11 protein-coding genes are annotated in these 14,354 nt (G+C 54.2%); 6 read left to right on the plus strand and 5 right to left on the minus strand.

Annotated elements, in window-relative coordinates; all coding sequences use genetic code 11:
- The first annotated feature begins 85 nt into the window (after positions 1-85).
- On the plus strand, positions 86-1,288 hold the full coding sequence (locus CKL79_RS07615; RefSeq protein ID WP_121968985.1) for an energy transducer TonB: 1,203 nt from the start codon (positions 86-88) through the stop codon (positions 1,286-1,288).
- A 601-nt stretch (positions 1,289-1,889) separates the two neighbouring features.
- On the opposite strand, the gene CKL79_RS07620 is transcribed toward CKL79_RS07615, so the two are convergent.
- Positions 1,890-2,627, minus strand: a complete 738-nt coding sequence (locus CKL79_RS07620; protein WP_121968986.1) for a PHP domain-containing protein — start codon at positions 2,625-2,627, stop codon at positions 1,890-1,892.
- 267 nt (positions 2,628-2,894) lie between these two features.
- Positions 2,895-3,101, minus strand: coding sequence for a DUF2811 domain-containing protein (locus CKL79_RS07625; RefSeq protein WP_121968987.1), 207 nt, complete (start codon positions 3,099-3,101; stop codon positions 2,895-2,897).
- A 743-nt stretch (positions 3,102-3,844) separates the two neighbouring features.
- On the opposite strand from CKL79_RS07625, the gene CKL79_RS07630 reads away from it, so the two are divergent.
- The 4 genes from CKL79_RS07630 (at position 3,845) to murJ (ending at position 8,941) form a co-directional block, all read left to right on the plus strand.
- Entirely contained in the window at positions 3,845-4,804 is a 960-nt protein-coding gene (locus CKL79_RS07630; protein ID WP_121968988.1) for a putative selenate ABC transporter substrate-binding protein, read from the plus strand.
- Positions 4,782-5,558, plus strand: coding sequence for an ATP-binding cassette domain-containing protein (locus CKL79_RS07635; protein ID WP_121968989.1), 777 nt, complete (start codon positions 4,782-4,784; stop codon positions 5,556-5,558). The genes CKL79_RS07630 and CKL79_RS07635 overlap by 23 nt, the downstream gene beginning before the upstream one ends.
- Positions 5,548-7,227 carry an ABC transporter permease subunit gene (locus CKL79_RS07640; protein ID WP_121968990.1) on the plus strand — a complete coding sequence of 560 codons (1,680 nt, stop codon included), beginning with the start codon at positions 5,548-5,550 and terminating at the stop codon, positions 7,225-7,227. The genes CKL79_RS07635 and CKL79_RS07640 overlap by 11 nt, the downstream gene beginning before the upstream one ends.
- 115 nt (positions 7,228-7,342) lie before the next feature.
- Complete coding sequence (gene murJ / locus CKL79_RS07645; protein ID WP_121968991.1) at positions 7,343-8,941, plus strand: murein biosynthesis integral membrane protein MurJ; 1,599 nt, start codon at positions 7,343-7,345, stop codon at positions 8,939-8,941.
- 25 nt (positions 8,942-8,966) lie between these two features.
- Here murJ and CKL79_RS07650 read toward each other — a convergent pair whose 3' ends face one another.
- Together CKL79_RS07650 and CKL79_RS07655 are read right to left on the minus strand one after the other, a co-directional pair.
- Positions 8,967-10,913, minus strand: coding sequence for a serine/threonine-protein kinase (locus CKL79_RS07650; protein WP_121968992.1), 1,947 nt, complete (start codon positions 10,911-10,913; stop codon positions 8,967-8,969).
- An 84-nt stretch (positions 10,914-10,997) separates the two neighbouring features.
- Complete coding sequence (locus CKL79_RS07655; RefSeq protein ID WP_121968993.1) at positions 10,998-11,279, minus strand: Ycf34 family protein; 282 nt, start codon at positions 11,277-11,279, stop codon at positions 10,998-11,000.
- A gap of 435 nt (positions 11,280-11,714) precedes the next feature.
- On the opposite strand from CKL79_RS07655, the gene CKL79_RS07660 reads away from it, so the two are divergent.
- Positions 11,715-12,974, plus strand: coding sequence for a CCA tRNA nucleotidyltransferase (locus CKL79_RS07660; protein ID WP_121968994.1), 1,260 nt, complete (start codon positions 11,715-11,717; stop codon positions 12,972-12,974).
- Here the strand turns inward: CKL79_RS07660 and CKL79_RS07665 are convergent.
- A complete protein-coding gene (locus CKL79_RS07665) occupies positions 12,971-13,882 on the minus strand; it encodes a hypothetical protein (protein ID WP_170943998.1) in 912 nt (303 codons plus the stop codon). The genes CKL79_RS07660 and CKL79_RS07665 overlap by 4 nt on opposite strands.
- Positions 13,883-14,354: the final 472 nt, after the last annotated feature.

Genomic DNA, 14,354 nt, shown 5'->3' on the forward strand with positions numbered 1-14,354 from the left:
CTAAGCTTATGTATTAGCACTTAGCTAACTCAGCCACGCCCATTGCGCCTCACGTTTACTCTTCTGCAAGCCTCACTACCCCGCTATGGCCCTTTCTCCTCAGGTAAAATCAGCAATTCGCCCCCTCGTCAAGTTGACTAAAGCGATCAGCCCTACCGGCGTTGGCGTGCTGTTATCGGTTGGTGCCCATGTCGCTTTTTTGACGTTAGGCCCCAAGACCAACCTCTCATTTGCGGCCCTCACCGAAGCCGCTCAGCAGGCAGACGCGGAAGAGACAATTGTGCCCCTTGTGCAGCTCACGCCCGCCGAGCAAAATCGCCTGCCCGACTTCGACGGTAGCCGCCAATCGCCAGAACTGACCGGGCTAGGTAGCTTAGCGCTGCCCTCTGGACTCCCTTTTGAGCCCAACACCAGCCTGCCAGAAAGGCGCACAGCAGCGGCTCCCTTTCCCTCAGCAACGCTGCCCCAGACCACTCAGCAGCGCATTAACTCGATTAATTCGCTATCTTCCGGTCGGCGACCGCTCACTCAGGGAACCAGCATTCCTTTACCGGTCAATCGTACCCCTACGCAAACGACTGAGCTTGTAGTGCCTCCTGCTGAAGTGCCGTCTTCTCTTCCTGACCTCAGCGACAACAGCGATGAGAGTGGCGATCGCCCTCCAACTGACTCAAATAGCGACCCAACTGGCACTGCAGACGATTTGCGAACACCAGAAGAGGGGGGGCGATCTCTAGACGAAATTTTAGCGGCAGCGCAAAGAGCCGGAACCAACGAGCCAGAGACAGACGCTCCGGCAGAGCCAGAATCGGCGGCGGCGGAGCCCACGTCACCCTCAGATGCCCCCACGCCGTCCAGTGCCCCTGCCGCACAGGGCAATCCCTCCCAATTGAGAGCTAGCCTGACCTATGACAGCACAGGCGTATCGGAAGAAGAGGCAGAAGCTAATACAGAAGCCTGGCTAGCCGCTATCTCTGAGGAGCAAGGCGAAATGCCGGCTGATACCGCCGAACTCACTATCGACTCTCAGTTCAAAGCCTGCCGAGAAGTGCCGCCAGCTGACGCTCTAGTCGGGGTCGTTGTCAATCCTGACGGCACCCAAGAAAATGCCACAATTCTCAAGAGCACTGGCTACGAAGTGCTCAACCGCCAAGCCCTTGAAGCAGTAGAGAATGCCGACTTTGACCGGCCAGAAGTCGCAACCCGGTATCAGGTTCAGATCGACGTTATTTACAAACCAGCCGGATGCGCGCAATCTCGACTGGAAGGAACCCAAGAGCAGGGATAGGGGCTATGAATGAACAGCGCTACGGATGCGTAGATCTCAACTAAGGCGCTGGCAATCGCCCCGTCGCCAGCGGGTCGATTTGTGAGAACTGGTTAACGCTTCTGTGTAGTTACGCGAACAAGTCCTCGGCGCAGCTGTGATCATTTGGCGATCCCAACTTGAATCTGTACCTACTCTCTACCGAAACAGCTTATAAACAGCTTATTGAGTTAATAGGGCGCTCAAAGCGGCTCGGCTAGTCTCCGTTATCTTTAAGTATCGTTGCTTTTGTTTACCAATTGTTCATTAAATGAAAAGCGCGGGGATCACCGCATTACTGTTATGAGGTATACGGTTGTCACGGCTCAATAGCCTGTCTTTACTATGAAAGTTTCACGTAAAGGTCTAGGGCAATCAGTCGGGTTAGGGCTACTCTTCGTAGCCGGATGTGTAGGGCTAATCATGCTGATGACCTCTATGACCATGTAGCTCCAGCAATTTAGCTGGGTGCTCACACGCTCTTACTTCCACGGGAATTCGGAGCAAATTCAAAAAAGCCGCCAGGTTTTCCCTAGCGGCTTTTTTGATCGGCAATAGTAGTATCAGTTGCTCCGAAGCTCGATTAGAGGCGTTTAGTTAGGATTTTGCCGTGGGTATCGGTGCCACAACTGCTGAGCAGGCTGTGCTCATGAGCCAAAGCTTGCACCCGCTCCGTTTTGCCGGGGCTCGGTCGCCAGGTTTTGGGATTGTCGTAGGCATAATACGTCTCGACGCCATCTATCCCTAGCTGAGCCGCCGCTTGAATTAACGTGACTTCGTCAGTACGATAGCGAACGGGATGCGCCAGTACAGCAATGCCCCCTGCTGTCTGAATCGCCTGAATCACCCGGCTGGCTTGCCTATCTTCGCCTTTGGGTGCGCTCCCTTGGGTGTAGGGCTTCATGCCTTCGTCAGTAGGCTTAAAGGCGTAGCCTAGTATATGAACGTCAGTATCAGCGAGAAAAGACGTAATTTCTATGCCCGCCCAGAGCTTGGGCAGTACTTTGGCTCCCTGATTGCGCTTACGACTCCAGCTAGAGGGGTTATGCCAGCGCCAGTCTTCCATCCATCGGCAGGCTCGGTGATAGCCTTTTACGCTGTGATGGTCGGTGATTGCCATACCGCTCAAGCCAATCTCTACAGCCTGAGCCATCAGCTCTGTGGGGGTGAGTTTCCCATCAGAGCAGTTGGTGTGCATATGAAAGTTGTAGGTTCTCGGGCAGCTTTGCGCGTTAATACTCTGTAATACTTCTCTGAGTAGCAAAGAATCCTGCGTCGCCGTCCGATGGGGAATTACCCAATCAGCAGGATTGACAGACATGGCTGTATAGCACTTATCTTACGACTTAACTTAACTATACCCAAACTACCGACCGATGGGGAGCTTTTACGAGCCGGTCGGCTGTAATCCAAGGCTGAGTAATGTCCGTGCTCGCGCTGGCTGGCTGGGCGAGAGTCAGCTGGGATCATGGCCCTGAGCTAGCCTGATCGATTTAATTAGCCATTTTGCTGAGCTGGTCTAGTGGGTACAGATAAATCAAGTCGTCTGTCAAGCTTGACAATAAGCGGACGGCTATGAGCAGACCGGCTAATGAGCGTAGTCAAAGAGCGTGTCTAAATACACTCGTGATGGGGTGCGATCGCCCTGGCTCTGACCATTCTGAAGCAAAAATAGTGAAACTGCCGCCGCATAGACACGGTCTTGATCCCAGGCAGGATGAGTTTCGAGAAAGCCTTTCAGAGATTCGTGAAGTTCTTCAGGTATCTCGGCCAGGATGCTTACGGTTACTTGCATTTAGAACCTCATAGGTGGTCTCTGCGCTGCTGGCAGGTAGTCCGACTATTTTGAGCAGATGGGTAGGGTTTGTCAATGATAAAAAAACTTGGAATGACTATTTTGGGTTAATTGTGAAAAACGATAAATCAGGCTTTCGAGCGCTTTTTTGTTACAAAAATATTTATTAATCCCGGCTATTCTCATACTTTTAGAGCCTGCTATACAAAATCCCAAGAAAACCGTGAAGTCACTGACTTTGCGTTAAAACCTGTGGAAAACTCTCCTCAACCTGTGGAAAACTTTTGGGAAATCGGTGGATAACCTGTGGAAACTCTCCGAGGAAGATTAGAAAGCAAAAAACCGTCGCGATGTTGGCTAACTGATTTTTTGGGTTGCGTCTGTTGACATTTACCGCTATGAGCAATTTCCCAAGCTTATGTTTTCTAAGGGTTTCAGGCTGATACCTAGAAAAGTCATAGTCCGCAAGTTAACAATGAGCGAATCTGCTCAGGCTCAATTTGGTAGCTGTGGGCGTAAAAATCTGGCTCCGTTTTGAGATTTTGCGCGGCTTCTGGTCCTGCGTCGGGCTATTGGCATAGCCTGGGGAAAACTTATCCATTCCTCACAGTGAGCGATCGCTGACTACGCAAGCAAAGAATTGACCCTATCGCCCTTAAGGAGGGTTTATGCAAAAGCCTATTGATGTCTTCTGCAAAAGTTGATAGTCTCAGATTCCGCTTCAATTCCGAGCAATTTTTTCAATGGCTAAAACTGTCTTTCGGAGCCGCCGCTCTGTCGTTGCTGGGCTGTGTGGTCTGCTGCTGTTTGCGGCCGTGGGCTGTGGCGCTCGCGGACCCAGTGAGGCTGACGCAGGTGCAGGTGATACGGCGGCTTCAACTTCAATAGAGCCTTTGTCTGTAGGCGCGATCCCCGATCAGGATCCGGAGAAGCTACAGCGGCTTTATAGCAAGCTAGCGGACTATCTGAGTGCAGAATTGGGGGTACCGGTGGAATATCAGCCAGTGACTGATTACACAGCGGCGGTGACGGCGTTTAAGGTAGGCGATCTGGATTTGGTGTGGTTTGGCGGGTTGACTGGCGTGCAGGCTAGATTGCAAGTGCCGGATGCGGAGGCGATCGCCCAGCGCGACATTGACGCTGAATTTCACAGCATTTTTATCGTCAATACTGCCAGCGGGCTCACCCCAATTGAGAATTTGGACGATTTGGTTAGTCTCAAGGGCAAAACTTTTACTTTCGGTTCAGACTCTTCGACATCAGGCCGGTTGATGCCGCAGTATTTTTTATCACAGGCCGGGGTAGAACTGTCAGACTTTAAGGGCGATCCGGGGTTTTCAGACTCGCACGACGCGACGCTCAAGCTGGTTGAGTCCGGTAGTTACGATGCAGGTGCTCTGAACGAGCAAGTGTGGCTAGACCGGGTAGCTGAGGGCGAGGTGGACGAGAGTAAAGTGCGAGCCATTTGGCAGACCCCTGCTTACTACGACTATCACTGGGTGGTGAATAGCGATCAGCTCAACGAACAATACGGCGAAGGCTTTACTGCAAAAGTGCAGGCGGCACTGCTGAAGCTCGATGCGAGCAACCCTGAGCAGGCCGAAATCCTGGAGCTATTTGGGGCTGAAAAGTTTATTGAGACCCAAAATGGCAACTATGCCCAGATTGAGGCGGTAGGCCGTGAGATCGGCAAGATCAAGTGAACTAGATAACCCTGTTCTCAGCCTAAATAACGTCACCTGTCGGTTTGGTCAACTGGTGGCACTGCAGGCGGTGAGTTTGGTGGTCGCCCCCGGTGAGCGCGTTGCTTTAGTGGGGCCTAGCGGGGCCGGCAAAAGTACGCTGCTGAGCTTGCTAAATGGGTCATTGAGTCCGACCAGCGGAGAGGTGAGGGTATTGGGGCGATCGCTGCAAAATCTCCACGGTGATCGCCGTCGTCAGGTACAGCGACAGGTCGGCATGGTCTATCAGCAGCACCATTTGGTCAGCAATCTGCCGGTGATTCACAACGTCAATGCGGGTCATTTGGGGCGCTGGCCGCTGTGGAAAGCGCTGTGGTCTCTGGTGTGGCCTCAGCAGGTGAATGTCGCTCAGCAGGCACTGGCTCAGTTGGGGTTAGCCGACAAGCTCTATGCGCGAACAGATCGGCTCTCGGGCGGTCAGCAGCAGCGGGTGGCGTTGGCGCGTGTGCTTGTGCAAGATCCGGCCATTGTGCTGGCTGATGAGCCGGTGGCTAGCGTAGACCCGGCGCGATCGCACGACATGATGAATCTGCTCAGCCAGATCGGTCAAAACAGAACGCTGCTGGTGAGCTTACACGATGTGGATTTGGCGAAGGCTTATTGCGATCGCATTATTGGTTTGCGGCAGGGACGGCTAGTTTTTGATCGGTCTAGCACGGCAGTCAGCCAACAGGATTTAGCTGAGCTTTATGACTTAAAGGCAGATGCCTTTTAAGCGATCAATTTCTCGAAGTCAAGGTGGCTTGCTGCTGTGGATCGGGCTGGTCGTTTGGTCGCTGTGGCTGGCTGGGCTCGGTCGCAGTCCGATCATTAACTGGGCGGGTCTGCCGATTTTGGGTCAGTTTTGGGCAGCGATGTTTCGTCCTGCTCTGGACGGCGAATTTGTCCGGGTGATTGGCGATGCCACCTTGACGACGCTGGCTTTTGCGGTTTGCGGCACGGCTTTGAGCTTGGTAATGGGTCTGTTTGGTGGGGTGGCCTGCTCGCAGGTTTGGTGGCAGGTGTGCTGGCCGGGCACAGCGGGGCAAAGCCTGTGGATAGCGCTGCGGGGAACGTTGGTAATTCCTCGGGCGATTCATGAGCTGATCTGGGGGCTGCTGCTGCTGAATGTGCTGGGGCTAGATCCGCTGGTGGGAGTGCTGGCGATCGCCATTCCCTTTGGTGCCATCACCGCCAAGGTTTTTTCCGAAATTTTGGACGAGACGCCAACTGCGCCCTTGCAGTCTCTAATCAACAGTGGCGTTCGACCAGGCATTGCTTTTGTCTATGGCCATTTGCCTCAGGCCCTGCCCAACCTAATTTCCTATGGGTTCTATCGGTTTGAATGCTCGCTGCGGTCGGCGGCAGTGCTGGGAGTAATTGGCGCTGGCGGGCTGGGCTATCAGATCTTTTTGAGTCTCAAGTCTTTGCAGTATGCGCAGCTATGGACGGGGTTTTACGCGCTGATTTTGCTCAATGGGCTGGTGGATGCGTGGAGTGGTTGGTTGCGGCGGCGGATGGGGTTTGTCAGTCGGATGGATTTGGTGGGGAGGCAGGATGAGGGAGAGGGGGAGAAGGGAGAAAAGGGGAAAGGGGGAAAGGGTTGGTTTGTGAGGCTTTCGTGGGGGGCGATCGCCGCAGCCTTCCCGCTGTGTTTGGCCTATTTAGATATCGACTGGAGTCGGTGGGGACGGGCGCGATCGCTTCTCTCAGAACTCGCCGCTCAGGTGACGCCTGCTCAGGTGCTGCCAGAATTTTCTTTTTCGCTGGTGCCGATGGCGCTGCAAACGGTGGCGATGTCGGTGATCGCCATTACGCTGGCGGGGCTGGGCGGGGTGGCTTTTTCATTTCCGGCGGCGCAAAACTTTTTTTTGCCGGGGGGGATACTGCGCTCAGCGGGTGAAGGGGGGCGCTGGGGGATGGGGCATTTGGCGCTGCTGCTCGCTCGATTGCTGCTACTGGGGGCGAGGGCGATTCCGGCTCCGATTTTAGCTTTGGTGATCTTATACGGGATGTTTCCTAGCATTTTGCCGGGGGCGCTGGCGCTGGGAATTCATAACTTTGGCATTTTGGGGCGGCTAATGGCGGAGGTGAATGAGAACTTGCCGGATGGGCCGGTGCGGGCGCTGCGATCGCTCGGAGCTTCTAGCGGTGGCCTGGTTTTCTATGGCATTTTGCCTGCGAATCTGGCCCGTTTTTTGGCTTACATTCTCTATCGCTGGGAGGTGTGTCTGCGGGAGACGGTGATTGTCGGCCTGGTCGGGGCTGGCGGCTTAGGGCGGCTGATGATGGAGCAGCTCAGCAGCTTTGACTACAGCGGACTAGCGGCGACTTTGGGCGTATTTATTGGCCTGACGATGGGTGTGGATTGTGTCAGCGGCTGGCTGCGTTCGGCGGTGCGCTAAATGAATATAGAGACGCAGGGAGTGATTAAATGAGGTCTGACTAATTTTAAAAGCTGGAAGGGAGCGCTTCAGGCTTGATTTCAGAAGGTAGCCAGCCGAGCGGAGGTAGGTAGTTTTGGGTAAGCGATCGCTAGCGGGAATTGCGGGAATTGTGGCGGTAGCTACTCTGCTCAGTAAGGTGTTTGGCTTGCTGCGGGAGACGGCGATCGCGGCGGCTTTTGGTACGGGGCCAGTGACCGATGCTTACAGCGTCTCCTATGTCATTCCTGGCTTTTTGCTGATCTTGCTAGGTGGCATCAATGGCCCTTTTCACAGCGCCATTGTCAGTGCGGTCTCCAAGCGCAAAAAAGAAGAGATTGCGCCTATTGTCGAAACGGTGACGACCGTTGTAGGGATTGTCTTAGTCATTGCTACGATTGCGCTGGTGATTTTTGCGGGGCCGGTGATTGATCTGCTCGGGCGAGGCTTTCAATCTACTTCTTTGGGATTGGAGAGTCGGGCGATCGCTATCACTCAGCTACGCATCATGGCCCCGATCACGGTTTTCGCCTGCTTCATTGGCATTGGCTTTGGCACGCTTAACGCTGCCGATCAGTACTGGCTACCGTCCATTAGTCCGCTGCTTTCGAGTACAAGCGTAATTGCGGGACTGGGCGTTTTGTGGCTGGTGCTGGGCAGCAATATTAGCGATCCGAGCTATGCCATGGTGGGCGGCATGGTCCTGGCCGGAGGCGCACTGGTCGGGGCAATTTTGCAATGGCTGGTTCAGGTGCCGGCTTTGTGGAGTTCGGGGTTGGGTCGGCTAAAGCTGCGGTTTAATCTTAGCGATCCGGGCGTGCGCGATGTGCTCAAGGTGCTGGGGCCAGCGACATTTTCCTCTGGCACCATGCAGATTAATGTATACACCGATCTGTTTTTTGCCGCGTTCGTGCCCGGTACGCTAGCAGCGCTCAATTTTTCTAACCTGTTGGTACAGACGCCGCTTGGCATTGTCTCCAATATTATTCTGGTGCCGTTTTTTCCGATTTTTTCTCGGCTGACCGACCCGGAGCAGTGGCCCGAACTCAAGCAGCGCATTCGCCAGAGCCTGATGCTGGTCGCCCTGACGATGCTGCCGATTAGTGCGCTGATTATCACCCTGGCTCAGCCGATTGTCACCGTGGTTTACAAGCGCGGTGCCTTTGATGAAGAGGCGGTACGGCTGGTGACGACAATTTTGATTGCCTACGGGGTAGGTATGTTTGTCTACCTGGCGCGAGATGTGATGGTGCGAGTATTCTACGCTCTGGGCGATGGGCAAACGCCCTTCAAAATCAGCGTAGTGAATATCGCGGTCAATGCCGTCTTGGACTATTTCTTTTTTAACCTGATGGGACCTGCGGGCCTGGTCGTAGCGACCATTGGCGTCAATGTTGTTTCGCTAGTGGCGATGACTGTCTTTCTTAGTCGCAAGCTAGGCGGGTTACCTATTGCCGATTGGGCAGGCACCATTTTTACGCTAACGGCGGCGAGTGCTCTGAGCGGGACCTTTTGCTGGCTCACCCGCTACGGATTGGCTAGCTGGATAGGGACAGAAGGCTTTTTTATTAACCTTATACAGCTATGCGTAGCGGGCGCGGTGGGCTTAGTGACCTTTGCATTACTGACTGTAGTTTTGAGAATTCCTGAGGCGGGGCTGCTGGCTCAGCGCATTCGTCAGCGGCTAGGACGTTAGATATGGCGCTAGAACAGGGCCGATTCTAGACGTGAGCGGCCGGATCTCGCTGCCAGATAGAGATCACTTCATCAGCACTGGCGGTGATCAGGGTTTGGCCATCGGGAGAAAAGGCGATCGCCACCACACCCCAATCGTGAGCCAGTTTAGCTACGCAGTCCCCCGTCTCTAGTCGCCAAAGCGTGAGCGTTCGATCTTCGCTGCCAACAGCGAGATAGCCGGTGCTGCTGAGCGCCAGAGCGGTAATTGGGCTGGCGGACTGATAAAACGATGCTGGCGGCGCTGGGTTGAGCTGAGCATCTAAGTCATAGCGCTGCACTTCATTAGTGCTGGTGGCGACAACTAGCTGTTGATAGGGCCGGTTTTGATGAGGGGTATGGAGGAGAGCGGCGATCGCTCCTTTCCCAGATAGATCAATGGTTTTGGCAAGCTGAGGGCGGTCTCGCTGATAGCGCCAGAGCTTCACTGTGCCATCGTCACTGGCGCTAGCGAACAGATTGCCTTGAGCGGATAGCGCGATCGCATTCACCCGCTGCTGGTGCTGGCTCAGCCGAACGATGGGCATCAGCGTCGCAATATCCCACAGCACTATCTGGCCGTCGCTATTCGGGCTGATTAGCTGCGTCCCGTCTGGCGTGACTGCTAGCGCTGTGGGTAGCCAGCCAGCAGTGGACAATGTATTCAATAAGCAGCACTCGCCACTGTCCCACTCTTTGATCGTGCCGTCGGCACTGGCACTATAGAGCGCCCGACCGTCGGGGTGAAACTGCAGTGCCGTCACCTCAGCCGAATGTCCCTCACCGATCAGGCGTCGCCGATGAAACGTATGAACTAGCTGACCGCTCGGCAAATGCCACAGACGGATGGCTCCATCGGTACCAGCCGTAGCAAAAATAGGGCGCTGGGGGCTTACGGCGATTGCCCGAATGAGGCCGACCGGCTGTGTCAATCGCTGGCGGCGCTGCCAGGACTGCGGGGCCGTGACCACAACAGGGCGAATCGATGAGTCGGGGCGATCGCTCTGCAGTACATTTTTAAGTGCAGGCATGGTTTCTTTAGCGCGAGCTAGCAGCTTCTTGGGCGCATAGATCAGCGGATTTTGTGAAAACTGCAAGTCCAGGGCGACTTGATCCATGCTTTCGTAGCGCTGCTGCAAAGAGCGGACGACCATCTGATCGAGCACTTGTGCAAAGCGAGGCTCTACCGGCTGCGTCAAATAGTCTTGCCACACCCAGCGATCTTCAGCCGCTGAATAGAGCGAAAACGGATGAATGCCCGTGAGCAGATGCAGACAGGTGAGCCCCAAGCTGTAGATGTCGCTGGCAAAGGTAGCCTGACCCATCGACTGCTCTGGCGCGGCGTATCCGGCACTGCCAATCACCGTCTTAGCGGGTGTCAGGCGCACCCATTTAGCCGCGCCGAAATCGACCAGCATAGGCAGATTTTGAGGTTCGCTGCTAGTCAAGCTGCTTTTTAAGACAATATTGGCAGGTTTGATATCGCGATGGATGATGTCAAACCCGTGGACGTATTGCAGCACGGGCACAAGGGAGGTGAGCAGCGATCGCACCTTACTTTCTGCCCACGGCCCATCCGCTTCTATCTGCTGTTCTAAGTTTTCACCCGGCGCAAATTCCTGCACCAAAAACTGCCCCAAATCATTCTCTATTGCCGCGAGCAGCCGAGGAATTTGCGGATGTTCTCCCAACTGACGCAGTCGCTCAGCCTCGCTGTGAAAGCCCTCCTCAGCCAGAGAATCGCTGTAAATTTGCTTGATGACGCAGCGAGATGGGCTACCACCATCTGCCAGCAGGTCTTCTGCCAAAAATGTGCGCCCAAAGCCCCCTTTGCCCAGCAGTGATTTCAGTCTATAACGACCTGCCAGCGCTAGCGGTGTGCCGCAGGCCTGACAAAAATTTGCCGTCAGTGGATTTTGCGGCTGCGGGCAACCTGGATTAAGGCAATAGGCCATGACCTTTGAGCTGTAGAGAAAGGCCCTCTCGAACTTTAGCACCGTAGAACGGCCCTACTCTAAAGTTCGGTTCGGGCTGATGGCTCAGGTAGGAACTGCTTCACCGGGCCTTAGCTTTGCCCATTTACCCATTTCTTCAGCAAAGCTGTTGCAGCCCACCACGTCATATTCAAATCCAAATTCGCTGGACTGCACTATCTTCTGACCGCTGACTTCTACTTTTGGCAAGGAGATGTTTGCATTAATAGTCGGGTTGTCAGGTTCAAAAACGGGCGCATCGGTCAGATGCGGCTGCTGATGGTTAGTTTCCACTGCATGATAGGTAATGCAGCTATCAACGTAGTGGCAGTTTACACAAATACACATGGGCCAAACCTCGGTGTAGGACTACAGCTGAACTGAGGATGTTTGTTTGCTATAGATGGCTTTGCTTTACTGTAGCGTAGGATTTTGACAGTGATTTCTTCTCCAAAGGAGAAAACCACGAAATACGCTCGGCAGAGAATTTCATGGTCTTCTTCGGAGAATAGCTGTGATCCCTGTTCGAGCGAGGGCTGAAGCATTCGCTTCTAGCAGCAAGACTTATACCCCCTTGTGGCTTTGCGCGGAGGCAAAGTCTATAAAATGCACTGAGGAAATATGGTTAGGAAGATATTTTGAGACTCTGTTCATGAGTCTATTCATCAAGATGGCCGTAACTTTTGTGCGAAAGCTATTGGGATCGTTTGATCTCAGCTGACATGATTCAGCCGTGGCTTTTGCTTTCTGCCCGCGCCAGTGCGGGCTTATTGATGTCTGCCTATGTCTGCTTTTACGCCCGAAACTTGGCCGTTTTCGCTCGATCTGCTCCCTGATGAAGCTCATATAGTGGGGGGTAGCGTGCGCGATCGCCTACTCCATCGCCAGTCAGCCTACCTCGATCTCGATTTTGTGCTGCCTCAAGACGCGGTGAAAACAGCGTCGATGATCGCCAGGTCTTGCGATGCAGGGTTTGTCGTGCTGGATCAGGCGCGGCAGATTGCCCGGGTTGTCTTTGAGCAGATGACGGTAGATTTTGCGCAGCAGCAAGGCGATAGTTTGGAGGCCGATCTGCGGCGGCGAGACTTTACGGTGAATGCGATCGCCTACCACCCCCACAGCCAAACCCTGGTCGATCCGCTAGAGGGCAAAGCCGATATCGCTAGCAAAACCATTCGCATGGTGAGCTATGAAAACCTGGCCGCCGATCCGCTCAGACTCATGCGCGCCTACCGCCAGGCCGCTCAACTCGGGTTTACGCTATCGCCCGCTACCCAATCGGCGATCAATCAGTTGTCACCTCATCTAGCCGCTATTTCAATTGAGCGGGTGCGCCAGGAGCTAGACGCCTTGCTCAGCGTTCCGGCAGGCACCGACCAGCTCACGCCAATTTTGCACAGTCAGCTGCTGCAATTTTGTCTGCCTCATTTCAATGCCAGCAACATAGAGCAGATAGCGGCGATTGACCAGGCGACAGAGCGACTTACAAAAGACCTTCCTGCTTACGCTAAGAGGCTCAGGGGCTGGCTCAAGCCCGTACCTGCTGGCTTTTATCGCAGCTGGATTAAGGTGACTAAGCTGAGCCGATTGATCGGGCAAGATGGGGCCACCGCCGAAGCCGACCTAGCAACGCTTAAATACAGTCGCACTGAGGCTCAGATTGCGCTGACCCTAGTTCAACTACAGCCCGAGATCGAGATGATGCACCGAGAACCACTGAGCCAGGCGCAGCAGTTTTTTCTCTTCAAAGCAGCTGGAGAGAGTTTCCCGGCGGTGTCTTTGCTGGGGCTGGCTCAAGGCGTGAGCATGATGGTGCTACAGCCAATGATCAAGAGGTTTTTAGATCCCAATGATCCGATCGCTCACCCGCAGGTGCTGATTACTGGTCGCGCGCTGATCAAACGTCTGGGCATGAAACCCGGCCCCGAGATTGGGAATCTGCTAAAAGCGGTAGAGCTGGCTCAAGCGAGTGGAGAAATTAGCGATCAAGAAGAGGCGATCGCCTGGGTCAAACAGCTCAAACCCTACGAGTTCAAACCCTAAAGCGAAGAGACTGAACGCTGAGGCCGCACGTCCATCTTGTGGGCCAAACTGCCGTCTGTCCAATCGAGAGGATGCGCCTCACTAGCCGGAACCACACTGACCACCGACTGGCGGCTAACAGCCTGGGCGGCTACTCGTTTGACCGGCTGCGGTCTAGAGACACGGCTAGTCGGTGCCGCCTGCTGAGCGGTAGATCGGGAAACCAACACGCGGCCAGCAGTAGATTTGGGCGGAGCGGCCATGACTCGCTGCGGACGCGGACGACGCTTTTTAGGCTTGCCCTGGGATGCAGGGCTGTGAGCTGCCGGGCGAACGGCTGGTATAGCTGCTGGCTTAGCGATCTTTTGGGCTGCTTTAGTCAATCTAACGGCAGGCGATTGGCTGCCACGAGCTTGTGCTGGGTGAGCCGCTGTCCGAGGCGTCGCTGTCTTGACTGACTTGTGAATGGCTCCTTTTTGGGCAGGTTTGTTTGACCGGCCCGGCGCTTCAGCGTCGAAACGTACTTTACGCACTTGACCGCGCGATTCTCCCCGGGAGACGCTACGCGAACGCGCTGCCGCTAGCCGCACCCGAGCCCGCTGCCTTGATATAGCTAGGCAACCAGCTGCGCAAGTCCCTACCAATGCTCCGACAGACCAAGCCGGAAAATTTGAATCGTTCTCAGCATTAGCCACTGTACTGGAGCCCGCAGCAGATGGGGCCGTCTCGGTATCCGCCGAAGCCATATCGTCAGTGCCCTGTTCGATATTGATAAACGAATCCTTGGCTACTGAAGTGATTTCGGCTTTAGGTTCAGGCAACTCCATCGTCAGCCTTCTCGGGCTAATCATGCCTTCTAGTGCCACTGCCGCGCCTAGAATAGATACTAGCCACAGGCCAGCTACCAGCACCCAGGGCCTTACCAACAAAAGGTTAAATGCTATCTGAGTTCCTTTCGACCGCTTTAAATTTGACTGCTTTAAATCTGGCTGCTTTACATCAGCCTGAGGAATACTGACATTAGGAGCGCTTGCCTGCGGCCTGTTTTTCTGGGGGGGCTTTCCTTGCGGCAGCTTGTTCGATAGTTGCTTGAGAGGATTAATGTTTTGAAGCTTCAAATGCTTGAGCGAGGCCATAGGCAGCTTCACCTTGCTTAATCTCTCTGACGAACTATTCATGTTAAAGGATTCCCCTTGAGAGCCTTTTGTCCAAAAGATACCGGAATTGTAGAGGCATCTTAAACGATTGGCTAGCTTTAGGCCAGTTTTTCTTTGAGCCTGGTCCACAAACCTACATTTTTTCGTCTTATTAGAATCGCTTAAGTCAGTTGCTGAATGCCTCTATCCCTGTATTCATAGTCTGATCTGACCAGCGCTTGGGTAGGTCAATTTAGGTAGGTTA

It is taken from the genome of Leptolyngbya sp. BC1307, assembly GCF_002286735.1.
In the GTDB taxonomy this organism is placed as follows: Bacteria; Cyanobacteriota; Cyanobacteriia; order Phormidesmidales; family Phormidesmidaceae; genus Phormidesmis.

What these genes read in the sequence shown, in the direction of transcription:
- CKL79_RS07615 (WP_121968985.1), top strand. Translation starts at nt 86, where the DNA reads ATGGCCCTTTCTCCTCAGGTAAAATCAGCAATTCGCCCCCTCGTCAAG.
- CKL79_RS07660 (WP_121968994.1), top strand. Translation starts at nt 11,715, where the DNA reads ATGTCTGCTTTTACGCCCGAAACTTGGCCGTTTTCGCTCGATCTGCTC.
- CKL79_RS07625 (WP_121968987.1), bottom strand. Translation starts at nt 3,101, where the DNA reads ATGCAAGTAACCGTAAGCATCCTGGCCGAGATACCTGAAGAACTTCAC.
- CKL79_RS07630 (WP_121968988.1), top strand. Translation starts at nt 3,845, where the DNA reads ATGGCTAAAACTGTCTTTCGGAGCCGCCGCTCTGTCGTTGCTGGGCTG.
- CKL79_RS07620 (WP_121968986.1), bottom strand. Translation starts at nt 2,627, where the DNA reads ATGTCTGTCAATCCTGCTGATTGGGTAATTCCCCATCGGACGGCGACG.
- CKL79_RS07655 (WP_121968993.1), bottom strand. Translation starts at nt 11,279, where the DNA reads ATGTGTATTTGTGTAAACTGCCACTACGTTGATAGCTGCATTACCTAT.
- CKL79_RS07650 (WP_121968992.1), bottom strand. Translation starts at nt 10,913, where the DNA reads ATGGCCTATTGCCTTAATCCAGGTTGCCCGCAGCCGCAAAATCCACTG.
- CKL79_RS07640 (WP_121968990.1), top strand. Translation starts at nt 5,548, where the DNA reads ATGCCTTTTAAGCGATCAATTTCTCGAAGTCAAGGTGGCTTGCTGCTG.